10 protein-coding genes are annotated in these 13,274 nt (G+C 63.2%); 4 read left to right on the forward strand and 6 right to left on the reverse strand.

Annotation, left to right across the window (positions count from 1 at the left end; genetic code table 11):
• Positions 1 to 99: 99 nt before the first annotated feature.
• The 4 genes from FLM52_15645 to FLM52_15660 are packed head-to-tail and all read right to left on the reverse strand — an operon-like array spanning position 100 to position 2,928.
• Complete coding sequence (locus FLM52_15645; GenBank protein NVN57170.1) at positions 100 to 651, reverse strand: pilus assembly protein PilP; 552 nt, start codon at positions 649 to 651, stop codon at positions 100 to 102.
• Positions 648 to 1,280 carry a pilus assembly protein PilO gene (locus tag FLM52_15650; protein NVN57171.1) on the reverse strand — a complete coding sequence of 211 codons (633 nt, stop codon included), beginning with the start codon at positions 1,278 to 1,280 and terminating at the stop codon, positions 648 to 650. The genes FLM52_15645 and FLM52_15650 overlap by 4 nt, the downstream gene beginning before the upstream one ends.
• Complete coding sequence (locus FLM52_15655) at positions 1,277 to 1,867, reverse strand: fimbrial assembly protein (protein NVN57172.1); 591 nt, start codon at positions 1,865 to 1,867, stop codon at positions 1,277 to 1,279. Before FLM52_15655 ends, FLM52_15650 begins: the two co-directional genes overlap by 4 nt.
• The gene (locus FLM52_15660) at positions 1,864 to 2,928 is read right to left on the reverse strand and encodes a pilus assembly protein PilM (GenBank protein ID NVN57173.1); all 1,065 of its coding nucleotides are present in this window, start codon (positions 2,926 to 2,928) and stop codon (positions 1,864 to 1,866) included. The genes FLM52_15655 and FLM52_15660 overlap by 4 nt, the downstream gene beginning before the upstream one ends.
• 248 nt (positions 2,929 to 3,176) lie before the next feature.
• Between FLM52_15660 and FLM52_15665 the strand changes: the two genes are divergently transcribed.
• Both FLM52_15665 and FLM52_15670 read left to right on the forward strand, forming a co-directional pair.
• Positions 3,177 to 5,693 (forward strand): penicillin-binding protein 1A, encoded by a 2,517-nt coding sequence (locus FLM52_15665; protein NVN57174.1) that lies wholly within the window; start codon positions 3,177 to 3,179, stop codon positions 5,691 to 5,693.
• 224 nt (positions 5,694 to 5,917) lie between these two features.
• A complete protein-coding gene (locus FLM52_15670) occupies positions 5,918 to 6,679 on the forward strand; it encodes a DUF481 domain-containing protein (GenBank protein NVN57175.1) in 762 nt (253 codons plus the stop codon).
• A 173-nt stretch (positions 6,680 to 6,852) separates the two neighbouring features.
• Here the strand turns inward: FLM52_15670 and FLM52_15675 are convergent, their stop codons facing one another.
• Both FLM52_15675 and rpmE read right to left on the reverse strand, forming a co-directional pair.
• A complete protein-coding gene (locus tag FLM52_15675) occupies positions 6,853 to 8,121 on the reverse strand; it encodes a malate dehydrogenase (protein ID NVN57176.1) in 1,269 nt (422 codons plus the stop codon).
• Positions 8,122 to 8,635: 514 nt separating this feature from the next.
• Complete coding sequence (rpmE, locus tag FLM52_15680; protein ID NVN57177.1) at positions 8,636 to 8,848, reverse strand: 50S ribosomal protein L31; 213 nt, start codon at positions 8,846 to 8,848, stop codon at positions 8,636 to 8,638.
• A gap of 273 nt (positions 8,849 to 9,121) precedes the next feature.
• Here rpmE and FLM52_15685 point away from each other — a divergent pair, with 273 nt between their 5' ends.
• The gene (locus FLM52_15685) at positions 9,122 to 11,347 is read left to right on the forward strand and encodes a primosomal protein N' (protein ID NVN57178.1); all 2,226 of its coding nucleotides are present in this window, start codon (positions 9,122 to 9,124) and stop codon (positions 11,345 to 11,347) included.
• Positions 11,348 to 11,587: 240 nt separating this feature from the next.
• Complete coding sequence (locus tag FLM52_15690; GenBank protein NVN57179.1) at positions 11,588 to 13,273, forward strand: arginine--tRNA ligase; 1,686 nt, start codon at positions 11,588 to 11,590, stop codon at positions 13,271 to 13,273.
• The last annotated feature ends 1 nt before the right edge of the window (position 13,274 follow it).

A 13,274-nucleotide genomic window follows, 5' to 3' on the forward strand; every position in this document is an offset into this window, starting at 1 on the left:
GCCTTATTCTTATCGAAGCGTTATGGTGTCGGTCGTCAACTCTTGCAGGTCGACCGTTCGTCTTCCGTGACAATATGGCTACTGCCAACGCCAGTGATCTCAACCACCTGTCGACACGGGCTCTTTCAGCGCCATGGCGCGAGACCGCTCTATCCAACCGCCCTGACCATTGGGTACGATTTCCACCATATCGATCTGCGTATCACCGATACGGGTGATCCTGCCGAAGTTGCTGCCCATATGGTTGCCGACCCGCACACGCTGGACTTCCTGCTCCGGCGTCAGAATCAATGCCGAGCGCGCGCCATCGACATCCAGCGTCCCGACCATGCTGAGCTGTTCCATCGGCCAGGCTTCCAGTGGTTCACGAGGGCGATCGAGGTCCGGTCGCACACCGTTGTCGACGGCCGTCAGCTCCTCTTCGGGCTCCGGCAGGCGTGACTGGAAAGGACTGCGTGCATCCGCCATGTCATAGGTGACGGGATGATACTCGGGTTGCGGCGGCAACTCCTGCACCTTACCAGAAGGACGCCCTCTCAATGACTCGAGCTCCCCTTCCAGCGCGCCCAGCTGCGGGTCTCCACAACCCGCCAGCAGAGTGACCAGCAACACAGTTCCCATCACGGTATTTCGACGTGTCATCAGGCTCATTGCTTGCCTCCTGATGTTGCCGGGGTCTGACGATAATTGTAGGTCTTGGCCAGCAGCGACAGCTCGAGGTCATCGCTGTTGGCGACCGGCGTCAGCACGAAATCATGCAGCGTCACGATGCGTGAAAGCCCCGCGACACCGGAAATGAAGGCGGCGATACGATGATAGTCGCCGCGCACCTTGATATCGAAAGGTTGCTCGACGTAGAAGTTGCGATTCTCCGCCGGCTTCAGACGGATGTACTCGACCGCCAGCTGGTTGTTGATCGCCGTCTCGCTGATGTCATCCAGCAGCGCCGGGACTTCCGCGTCGGTGGGCAGCATTTCCAGCAGCTGCCCCATGCGAGACTCCAGCTCCACCATCTGCTCGCGCATGGCCGGCAGGTTGGCGGCCTTGAACGCCTTGCTCTCGAACTGCTGGAGCAACTGACTTTCCTGGGCACGCAGACGCTCGAGGTCATCCGCCTTGGGCGCCGCAAGAAACCAATGGGACGCCCAGAACAGGGCGCCCAGCACGATGAGCGCCAGCACGGCCTGCAGCGTGACCGGCCAGATGCCGGCTTCCTTCAGATCAAGATCACGAAAATCCGTCGACTTGAGGCGGCGGATTTCAGCATCGATGAAACTCATCGCCGACCTCCTTTCTTGTCATTTTCCGCATCGGAAGCGTTCAGCGCCGCCCCCATCGGGCGCTCCGGAATCATGATATTGAAGCTACGCTGACCGTCGTCATTGCTCTGCACATCGGAAAGCGTCGGGGTGCCGAAGGAATCCGACAGGGCAATGGCGCGCATCAGGCCGGAGACCTGACGCGTGCTTTCCGCCGTGCCATTCGCCTTGAGCTGGCGCCCGCTACGACTGATGCTCTGATACCAGGCACCGTCCACCAGAGACGTCACCAGCTGATTGAAGATCCGAACCGTTTCCGGACGCGAGAACTGCAGACTGCGGATCAGCTCTATCTGGTCGAGCATCTGGGTGCGGCGTGCCTCGATGTCCTCGACTTCCTTGATATCACGATTGAGGCGGGCCATTTCCTTCTCGATGAAGGCATGGCGCTGCTGCTGCGCCTCGAGCTGACTCTGGTAATACTCACTCATGCCATAGCCGCCACCGATGCCGACGACAGCCGCCAGCGCCAGTATGCCCATGAAGCGCTTGCTGCGCTTCTCACGCCGATCTTCACGCCAGGAAAGCAGGTTGATCTCGATGGTCATGAGCGCTTCCTCATCGCAAGACCGCAGGCCGTGAGCATCGCCGGGGCATCGCCCGCCAGCGCCTGGATGTCGACGCGCGGATTGACGCTCATGTGAGTGAATGGGTTGGCCATGATCACTTCAAGCCCGGTGTGCTCCGCCAGGCCTTCACGCAGCCCGGCGATGGCGGCCGTACCGCCCCCGAGCAGGATGCGCTGAACCTCGCGGCGCTTGCCAGCGGTGTAATAGAGCTGCAGTGAGCGTGCGATCTGCTGGATGAGCGTCTCGCGGAACGGACCCAGCACTTCGCTGTCATAGGTATCCGGCAGGCCGCCCCGCTTCTTGGCCAGACCCGCCTCATCATTGGAGAGATCGAAGCGATTCATGATCTCGTCCGTCAGCTGACGCCCCCCGAAGACGGCGTCGCGACTGTAGACGATGCGGCCATTCTGGATGACGTGGAAGGCGGTCATCGTCGCGCCGATATCGACGACGGCAACGCACTCTTCGTTGTCGTAGGTCGGCGGCAACTGATGACGCAGCTCGCCGAAGGCGCGCTCAAGGGAGAAGGTCTCGACATCGACGGCAGCCGGCTCGAGGCCGGCCTGGGAGAGTGCCGAGGTCAGCTGATCGACATCCAGGCTGCGACACGCCACCAGCAGCAGATCCTGCTGATCGGGATTGCGCGGATTGACGCCCAGATGCTGGAAGTCGAACGCGACATCGTTCAGCGGAAAGGGAAAGTGCTTCTCGGACTCGAGCGCGATGCGCTGCTCGATCTCATCATCGGCGAGGTTGGCCGGGAAGCTCAGTGTCTTGGTGATGGCAGCACTCGCGGGAACCGCGACCACGGCCCGCTTCGAGCGCGGCTGTGCCTGCTCGACCGCGCGCTTGATGGCGAGCACCACTTCGTCCATGTCCCGTATCCGTCGCTCCACGACTGCGCCTTCCTTGAGTGGACGCACCGCATAGCTATCGATCTGGTATCGATTTCCTTGCCTGGACAGCTCCAGGAGCTTCACCGTGGCCGACGTGATATCGACCCCGATGAGTCCCTTGCCGGCGGATTTGAGTCCCAGCAATTGGCGTTCCCCTGCTCTGATGACGATCTTGCCAGACTGGCTGGCCGCCGGTTCCCTGACGACGTTGCCGCGACACCCTCTATCATTCCAGGATGTTACATTATGTTTCCCAGAATAACACAACAGGCGCGCAAGTCAGGGTTCAACGCTGGCCGCACCTGAACCCGCTACTTATAATGCCCCAGCAATGGAATTGCCAATCACCGCGCAGCCACTCGCTCTTCTTACCCACGGACCCTGTCTTGCCCATGAAGCTATTGAGACGACTATTTTCGCCAGTGTTCTGGCTGCTGCTATCACTATGTGCCGCGGGACTTCTGGCCATCGTTGGCGCTTCGCTGTACTTCTCGCCGGGCCTGCCCGACGTCCATCAGCTTCAGGACACCAAGCTGCAGACGCCGCTGCGCATCTATACCCGCGATGGCAAGCTGATCGGCGAATACGGTGACCAGCGCCGCATCCCGGTCACCTACGACGAGATTCCCGAGACCTTCGTCGACGCCCTCCTCGCCGCCGAGGACAGCAACTTCTTCTCCCACCCGGGCATCGACCCCAAGGGGCTGGCGCGCGCGGCCGTGCAACTGGCCTCCAGCGGCAGCATCCAGTCCGGTGGCAGTACCATCACCATGCAGGTGGCGCGCAACTATCTGCTGACGCTGGACCAGACGTTCACGCGCAAGATTCGCGAGATTCTGCTGTCGCTGCAGATGGAAGAGATCCTCTCCAAGCAGGAGATCATGGAGCTCTACGTCAACAAGATCTTCCTGGGCCATCGCGCCTACGGGATCGCCGCCGCTGCGCGCACCTACTACGACAAGTCCCTGGATGAACTGACACTGGCAGAGCAGGCCATGCTGGCCGGCCTGCCCAAGGCGCCGTCGAGCTTCAACCCGCTGACCAATCCGCAGCGCGCACTGATCCGTCGCAACTGGATCCTGCTGCGCATGAAGGAGCTGGGTTACATCGAGCCGCAGGCCTATGACGAAGCCGTCAAGGCGCCGATCACCGCGGCACGCCACTCCTCCAGACCGGAGGTGCAGGCACCCTACGTCGCGGAAATGGCGCGCAGCTTCGCCGTCGACCGCTTCGGCGACAAGGCCTACACCGACAACGTCCGCATCACCACGACGCTGGACAGCTCGCTGCAGCCAATGGCACGTGATGCGCTGATCAAGGGGCTGATCGCCTACGATACCCGCCACGGTTGGCGCGGGGTCGAGGAATCCGACATCGCAGCCTCCCTGGCGGAAGCCCAGGACCAGACCGATCAGGCCGGCCTCGAGGAAGAACTCTCCAAGTCGCCGGAAGTACTGGAAACCGCCAGGCAGGCAGCCCAAAAGAGCGAGAAGCGCATCGCCGGCATCGACCGAGATGTCTCGAACTGGCTGAAAGTGCTCGACCGTACCCCGGATTACGGCCCGCTGAAGGCCGCCATCGTAGTGGAAAGCACCGGCAAGCAGATGAAGGTACTGCTGGCCGACGCCACAGCCGTGACCCTCGACTGGGACGGTCTGAAGTGGGCGCGTGAGTACAAGAGTGCCAAATGGCGTGGCGGCGTGCCGGGCTCGGCCGCCGAGATCGCCAATGCCGGTGATCTGGTACGCGTGATCAAGCAGGACGACGGCTACCGTCTGGGCCAGCTGCCGGACGCGCAATCCGCCATCGTCTCACTGGACCCGGAAAGTGGCGCCATCCTCGCCCTGCAAGGTGGCTTCAGCTATTCCGCCAGCAAGTTCAACCGCGCCATCCAGGCACGCCGCCAGGCAGGCTCGATCTTCAAGCCGTTCGTCTATCTGTCCGGGCTCGAGCAGGCCGGCATGTCACCGGCGACCATCATCAACAACGCCCCCGTCGTGCTTCAGGATGGCGGCAAGGTGTGGCGTCCGGAAAACGCCGGCGGCAAGTTCACCGGCCCGACCCGCATCCGCGTTGGCCTGTATCGCTCGCTGAACCTGGTCTCCGTGCGTCTGCTGCAGACGGTCGGCCTCGACAAGACCCTCGACTTCCTGGTCAAGCTGGGCTTCCAGCGTGACGAGCTGCCCAATGGCCTGTCACTGGCCCTGGGCAGCGCCTCGCTGACCCCGCTGGAGATGGCACGCGGTTACGCCGTGCTCTCCAATGGTGGTTTCCGTGTCGAGCCCTGGTACATCGATACCATCACGCGCGGCAATGACGAGATCGACTACGAGGCACATCCGGCGGTCGCCTGCGCCAACTGTGCACCGGGCATGGTCACCGTCAATCGTGACGGTCGCCAGTACCCGCTGGCCGAGCGTGTCGCCTCCCCCGAAGCCATGTACCTGATCCGTGACATGATGCAGGATGTCATCAAGCGCGGTACTGGCCGTGGCGCGCTGGCGCTGGGTCGCGATGATCTGGCTGGCAAGACCGGCACCACCAACGATCAGCGCGATGCCTGGTTCTCCGGCTTCAACAGCAAGCTGGTGGCCACTGTCTGGGTCGGCAAGGACTCCAACGACACCCTGGCCGAGTATGGCGCCCAGGCTGCCCTGCCCATCTGGGTCGACTACATGCGCGGCGCCCTCAAGGGCATGCCGTCCTCCACCATGGAGCGTCCGGACAACATCGTGACGGCGACCATCGACCCGGACTCTGGCAAGCGCCTGCGCAGCGGCCAGTCCGGCGGCATCAGTGAGCTGTTCCGCAAGGATAATCTGCCGCCCTACAAGGAACGCACCATCCGCAAGGAACTGGAGCAGGAAAGCGGTTCGGAAGGCACCGGAACTTTCGAGGCCATCTTCTGATCTGATCTCCAGCCCTCGCCCGCCAACCTAATCGGCAGGGGGAGAGCCCAAGGAAGAGCGGCCGCTGGTCGCTCTTCTGCCATCTGAGCATTCAAAAGGCTCCCCCGTGTCGCGCCCCACTGGTAGCGTGCGGATGATGCGCCAGGCCGCCTCGCTCAGCACGCGTCATCTCACAAGTCACATTCCCGATGATGATGTCATGCCACAACCATGCCGGAGTTCGCATGCTTCACCCACTGCCCACACTGCGCAGGACCGCGTTTCTGTGCCTGGCCCTGCTTCCCCTCGACACGGCTGTCGCAGACGACCTCTTCTATGCACCGCCACCCGCCAGCGAGGACTCTGAGCCCTTCAGCGGCCAGGCCGAGCTGGGCTTCACCAAGCTGTCGGGCAACTCGAACAGCGAGACCCTGCTGGGCAAGACAAGCCTGTCCTGGCACCTGAAGCCCTGGACTCACACCTTCCGAGTGGAGGCCAAGCGCGTCTCCAGCAGCGGCGAGACCACGACCGACAAATACCTGGTCGGCCAGCGCGAGCGCTACGACCTCAGCGACGACCACTACGCCTTCGGCCTACTGCGCTGGGAGAAGGAGCGCTTCTCCGGCTACAACCACCAGGTCACCTCCATCGTCGGTCAAGGCGTCACACTGCTGGATGGCCCCGAACACAACCTATCCCTCGAGGCCGGGCCGGGCTATCGTTTCGATGACATCACGGCGGGGGATCACGAGAACTACCTGCTGGGCTATGGCGCCATGGACTATCGCTGGCAGCTGTCCGACACCTCCAAGTTCGAGCAGCAGTTCTCGGCGGAGGCCACGCGCGAGAACGTGATCAGTCGCAGCTATACCGCGCTGACGGTCGCCATCAATGCAAGCCTCGCCCTCAAGCTCTCACATGAGATCGAGAACAACACCAACCCGCCCGATGAATCGGACGCCAACACCGATACCACCACGGCGGCCTCCATCCTCTACAGCTTCTGAGCAAAGCCTACCCTCGCCTAGGCACAAACCATGCCTGCCGGTGGCTCATGCCCGCAATGCATGACGGAAAGCAGCCACCAACAAAAAGCCCTCCCCGGAGGCTCCGGCGAGGGCTTTTTCATATCTTGCATCACCTTGGCGACGCTACCAACCGGCCATCAGGCCGTAGGCACTCAACCGTAGACCTGGTCTGTGCTGGTCAGCGGGTAATGCGCCGGGAACGGCTTGCGCGCGACACCGGAATCGATGGCCGCCTGGGCCACAGCAGCCGGCAGACGCTCGAGAAGACGCGAGTCCATCGGCGTCGGGATGATGTAACCCGGGCCGAATTCGAGGCTATCGATCTCGTAGGCATCCAGCACATCCTGGCTGACCGGCTCACGCGCTAGGTCTTTCAGAGCGTGGACGGCAGCCAGCTTCATCTCTTCATTGATACGCGTCGCACGCACATCCAGCGCGCCGCGGAAGATGAACGGGAAGCCCAGCACGTTGTTGACCTGGTTCGGGTAGTCGGAGCGACCTGTCGCCATGATGACGTCCGGGCGTGCTTCGCGAGCGGTATCCGGGTGAATTTCCGGATCCGGATTGGAGCAAGCAAAGACGATCGGGTTGGTGGCCATCTTCTTGAGCTGCTCAGCCTTGAGCAGGTTCGGGCCGGACAGGCCGACGAAGACGTCGGCGCCATCGATGGCGTCGTCCAGCGTGCGCAGCTCGGTCTCGGTGGCAAACATCGCCTTGTACTGGTTCAGGTCGTCCCGGCCGCTGTGGATCACGCCCTTGCGGTCGAGCATGAAGATGTTCTCGACCTTGGCACCACTGGCCACTAGCAGCTTCATGCAGGCGATGGCGGCAGCGCCGGCGCCCAGGCAGACGATACGCGCGTCTTCCAGCTTCTTGCCGGCGATATCCAGGGCATTGAGCATGCCGGCCGCGGTGACGATGGCGGTACCGTGCTGATCGTCATGGAAAACCGGGATGTTGCACTGTTCGATCAGCGCCTGTTCGACTTCGAAGCACTCCGGTGCCTTGATGTCTTCCAGGTTGATGCCACCGTAAGTGGTATGGATGCGACGCACGGTGTCGATGAAGGCCTGCGGGCTTTCCGCATCCACTTCGACATCGACGGAGTTGATACCAGCGAAGCGCTTGAACAGCACGCCCTTGCCTTCCATGACCGGCTTGGAAGCCAGCGGCCCCAGGTTGCCCAAGCCAAGGATGGCAGTCCCGTCAGAGATGACCGCGACCAGATTGCCCTTGCCGGTGTACAGGTAGGCGTTTTCCGGGTCGGCGGCGATTTCGCGGCACGGCTCGGCAACGCCCGGGCTGTAGGCCAGCGCCAGGTGCTTGGCGGTCTCGGTCGGCTTGGTCAGCTCGATGGAGAGCTTCCCGGGAATCGGTTCGGCGTGATATTGCAGTGCTGCTTTCTTCATGGCATCAGACATGCGTGTCATCCGGTATTTTGGCGGGGGTTGGCTGCTCCAGAATATAGAAAAAGACACTTCTGAACAACCGACGCAACTTGCTGTTATGCATGACTTTAAAACGAATGTTTAAAAAATGTTTTAGCCATTCGTCTAACGTTATGGATGCCCTATCCAGCCATAAACCTTTCCTTATCACTGACAGGATTTCTCGTCGATTTTGCCCCTTGTTGACGCCACGATTCGCGCAAGATCCTCGATTTTCGACCGCTCACCGACGCAACCCGCCATTCCCGGTACGCTTGATGCAGAGGCAGAGCAGAAAAAGTGCCAAATCGGAAACAATCTTTCCCTTCAGCAAGTACAGCGCAGGGGTGACATCTCCGCAAGGGCGTCTCGAACCAGCTGTCGTGGTCGCGGCCCTCTTCAGAGGGGCCTGAACGACAGACACAAAAAAACCCGCTCGTGAGCGGGTTTTTCGTCCATGACGCTGCAAGAGGCGCAGCGCCATGAAAGCGACAAGCAGCTGAAGGTATCAGCGCTTGATGGCAGCACCGAAACGCTTGTTGAAGCGCTCGACGCGACCACCGGTGGTAGCCTGCTTCTGCTTGCCGGTGTAGAACGGGTGGCACTCGGAGCACACGTCAAGCGCGAAAGCCTGCTTGGAAGTGGTACCGATTTCGTGCTGCGCGCCGCAGGAGCAAGTTGCGGTCTGGCGCTGGTAGTCCGGATGGATACCCTGTTTCATGATGTGTAACCTCAGGTCGCTGTGCACCGCCACCTGATCACTTGCCAGGCACCGTACACGGGTTTTGGATTGAACCGGTCATTCCGCCGTTTCCGACGGAAGGCCGGGCATTTTACCAGTCATCTGCCGCAAGACCAAACTTTGTGCCGTTTATTGCGAGCAACACTCTGTAGACTGCGTGCCACGGCATATTCCCGTTTTCCTGAATGCTTCATATCACCTCATATCCGGATACCTTGCGTGCCTGACACTACCGACAAGACTGCGACTCACCTGCCGGGACCTGTGCTGGGCATCGCGATTCCCGGCCCGCTGCGCGATCTGTTCGACTACCTGCCATCCCGCCAACCGCCCCGCCACGGCTGGCAGGTGGGCCTGCGCGTGCGCGTCGAATTCGGGCGTCGCCAGCTGGTCGGGGTGATCGCCGAGCTGCGCAGCGACTCAAGCTTCCCCATCGACAAGCTCAAGCCAGTCAGCGAAATCATCGATGACGAGCCGCTGCCGGCCGACTGGTTGTGGATATGTCAGTTTACCGCGCGCTATTACCAGCACTCGCTCGGCGACACCTTCGCCCAGGCGATGCCCTCGCTGCTGCGTCAGGGGCGCGCCCTGGAGGCGCGTACCCGTGAGCGCTGGACGCTGACCGACAAGGGCCGCACCACCGAGCCGGCAAGCCTCGGGCGAGCCACCCGCCAGATCGCGTTGCTGGGACTGCTCGCCCAGCATCGTCATGGCCTGGTGCACAGCGCCATCACCGCCCAGGGCTTCACCCGCCAGCAACTGGAAACCCTGCGCGGCCGCGGCTACATCGAATCCCGCGAGGAGCCGGTGACCGGCGCCACGCCGGAGCAGGCCAGCAAGGGCGTGCTCGCCGAACCCAGCCTGGCCCTCAACGATGAGCAGTGTCGCGCCCTCTCACGTCTGCACGACGGCCTGAGTCAATTCTCACCCACGCTGCTGGAGGGCGTGACCGGCTCCGGCAAGACCGAGGTCTACCTGCAGCTGATCGAGGCGGTGCTGGACCGCGGCGGCCAGGCGCTGGTGCTGGTGCCCGAGATCGGCCTGACGCCCCAGACGCTGGAGCGCTTTCGCAGACGCTTCCGTGTGCCGCAGGTGATGCTGCACTCCGGCGTCAGCGATGGTGAACGCCTCGATGGCTTCGAAGCCGCCCGCAGCGGCCGGGCGCGCATCGTGATCGGTACCCGCTCCGCCATCTTCACGCCGATGGCCAGACTCGGCGTGATCATCGTCGACGAGGAACACGACGGCTCCTTCAAGCAACAGGACGGCCTGCGCTATCACGCTCGCGATCTGGCGCTGGTGCGCGGCAAGCAGGAAGGCATCCCCGTGGTGCTCGGCAGCGCCACGCCATCCCTTGAGAGCCTGCGCCATGCCCGCGAGGGGCGCTTCACGCATCTGCACCTGCATCAGCGCGCCGGACGCAGCCAGCCGGCCCGACTGCATCCGGTCGACCTACGCGGCCGCATGACGCTAGGCGGTCTCTCGACCCAGAGTCTGGAAACGATCGAGAAGCGCCTCGCCCAGGGCGATCAGGTGCTGGTATTCATCAATCGACGCGGCTTCGCGCCGACCCTGACCTGCCATGCCTGCGGCTGGATCGCCGAATGCGACAACTGCGATGCCCGCATGACCCTGCATCGCCATCCGCCCCAGCTGACCTGCCACCACTGCGAGCGCACCCGCCCGCTGCCGGACGCCTGCCCGGCCTGTGGCAGTGGCGACGTTCGCCCGCAGGGCGCAGGCACCGAGCGTACCGAAGAGCTGCTCGGCGAGAAATTCCCCGACATGCCGGTGCTGCGCATCGACCGCGACAGCACCCAGCGCAAGGACGCCATGAGCGAGGCGCTGGCGGTGATCCGGCGCGGTGAGCCCTGCCTGCTGGTCGGCACACAGATGCTGGCCAAGGGCCACCACTTTCCTCACGTCACCCTGGTGGTGGTAGTCAACGCCGACAGCGGCCTCTACGCCGCCGACTTTCGCGCGCTGGAGCAGTCCGCGCAGCTGCTGGTGCAGGTCGCGGGTCGCGCCGGACGTGCCGAGCGTCCCGGCGAGGTATTGATCCAGACCCGCCACCCGGAAGACCCCAACCTGCTGACACTGATCCAGGCCGGCTACCCGCAGCTGGCGGGAGAGTTGCTCGAGGAACGTCGCATCGCCCAGCTGCCGCCCTTCAGCCATCTGGCGCTGCTGCGCGCCGAGGCCAGCGACCAGCAGCAGGTCGAGCAGTGGCTATTGAAGGTGGGTAGCGCCCTGCGCCAGCACCTCGAGGCTGCCAATCTCAAGGTGGATTGCCTCGGCCCGGTTCCCGCGCCGATGGAGCGTCGCCAGAATCGCTATCACGCCCAATTGCTGTTGCGTTGTGCGAAACGCGGCCCATTGCATGAAGCGGCGGCCTGGCTGGTGACGCTCTGCGAGCAGGACCGCGACGCGCGCCGCCTGCGCTGGTCGCTGGATGTCGATCCCATCGGCATGGCCTGAGCTCATTGCCAGCGGCGTGACAGCCCTGCACGCCGCTTGCGATGAACTGACCACTATCCCTGCTGGGCGCGGAATGCGGCGCGATTGATCACGACGGTTTATGCAAGCCCCAGGATCGGTGATAATGCCCGCCATCGTGCAGCGACATCCGCACTCCCCCATTGCCCGCAGGCCTGATGCCTGCAACCGCCTGCTGTATGGCACGCGGTGCGACCCGAGCCGTGAAGAGACCGATATTCCATGAAAGAGACGATCATCGAACTGCTGGGCCAGGCCCTGGAAACCCTCAAGGCCGACGGCACCCTGCCCGCCGACGCCAGCCCGCAGATCAAGGTCGACCCGACCAAGGACAAGAGCCACGGCGACTACGCCAGCAATCTGGCGATGATGACGTCCAAGGCCGCCGGCATGAAGCCGCGCGATCTGGCCGAGAAGCTGATCGCGGCGCTGCCGGCCTCCGATGCCGTCTCCAAGGTCGAGATCGCCGGCCCCGGCTTCCTGAACTTCTTCGCTGACACTGGTGCGGTAGCCGACATCGTGCGTCGCATCTTCAGCGAAAACGACAGCTTCGGTCACAGCGATGCGGGCGCCGGCGAGAAGGTCCAGGTCGAGTTCGTCTCCGCCAACCCGACCGGCCCGCTGCACGTCGGCCACGGCCGCGGCGCCGCGGTCGGCGACGTGCTGTGCCGACTGCTGGCCGCCACCGGCCACGATGTCACGCGCGAGTTCTACTACAACGACGCCGGCGCCCAGATCAACAATCTGGCACTCTCCGTCCAGGCACGCGCCAAGGGCCTGGGCCCGGACGACGCCAGCTGGCCGGCCGATGGCTACCGCGGTGACTACATCAGCGAACTGGCCGCCTCCTACATGGCCGGCGACACCGTCGAAGCCGATGGCAAGCAGGTCACCGGCGCCGCGGATACCGATGACCTGGAGGCCATCCGCGTCTTCGCCGTCGCCTACCTGCGTCACGAGCAGGACCTCGACCTCAAGGCCTTTGGTGTCGAATTCGATGTCTACTTCCTCGAGTCCTCGCTCTACCGCGACGGCAAGGTCGAGGAGACCGTCAAGCGTCTGGTCGACAACGGCTATACCTACGAAGACGATGGCGCCATGTGGCTGCGTACCACCGACTTCGGTGACGACAAGGACCGCGTGATGCGCAAGCGTGACGGCGGCTACACCTACTTCCTGCCCGATGTCGCCTACCACCTCGACAAGTGGCAGCGAGGCTTCACCCAGGTCATCAACGAGCAGGGTGCCGACCACCACTCCACCGTGACCCGCGTGCGTGCCGGTCTGCAGGCTCTGCAGGCGGACATTCCCAAGGGCTGGCCGGACTATGTGCTGCACCAGATGGTCACCGTGATGCGCTCCGGCGAGGAAGTGAAGCTCTCCAAGCGTGCCGGTAGCTACGTGACCCTGCGCGACCTGATCGAGGAAGTCGGCCGCGACGCGACCCGCTACTTCCTGGCCGCACGTCGCGCCGACTCCCAGCTGACCTTCGACATCGATCTGGCCCGTTCCCAGTCCAATGACAACCCGGTCTACTACATCCAGTACGCTCACGCCCGCGTGCATAGCGTGCTGCGCAAGGCCAGCCGCGAAGAGAAGCCCTTCGACGAGGCCCTGGCCATGGCGCAGCTCACCCTGCTGACCAGCGATCAGGAAAAGGCCGTGATGAACCGCATGGCGCAGTTCCCGGATGTCATCGCCCACGCCGCCAAGGTCCGCGAGCCGCAGCAGCTCGCCCAGTACCTGCAGGACCTCTCCTCCGACTTCCATACCTGCTACAACGCGGTGAAGGTGATGGTCGAGGACGACGCGACCCGCAATGCGCGCATGGCGCTGGGTCTGGCGACCGCTCAGGTCATCCGCAACGGCCTGGCCCTGCTGGGTGTCAGCGCTCCCGAGGAGATGTAAG

Source organism: bacterium Scap17, assembly GCA_013376735.1.
Lineage (GTDB): Bacteria > Pseudomonadota > Gammaproteobacteria > Pseudomonadales > Halomonadaceae > Cobetia.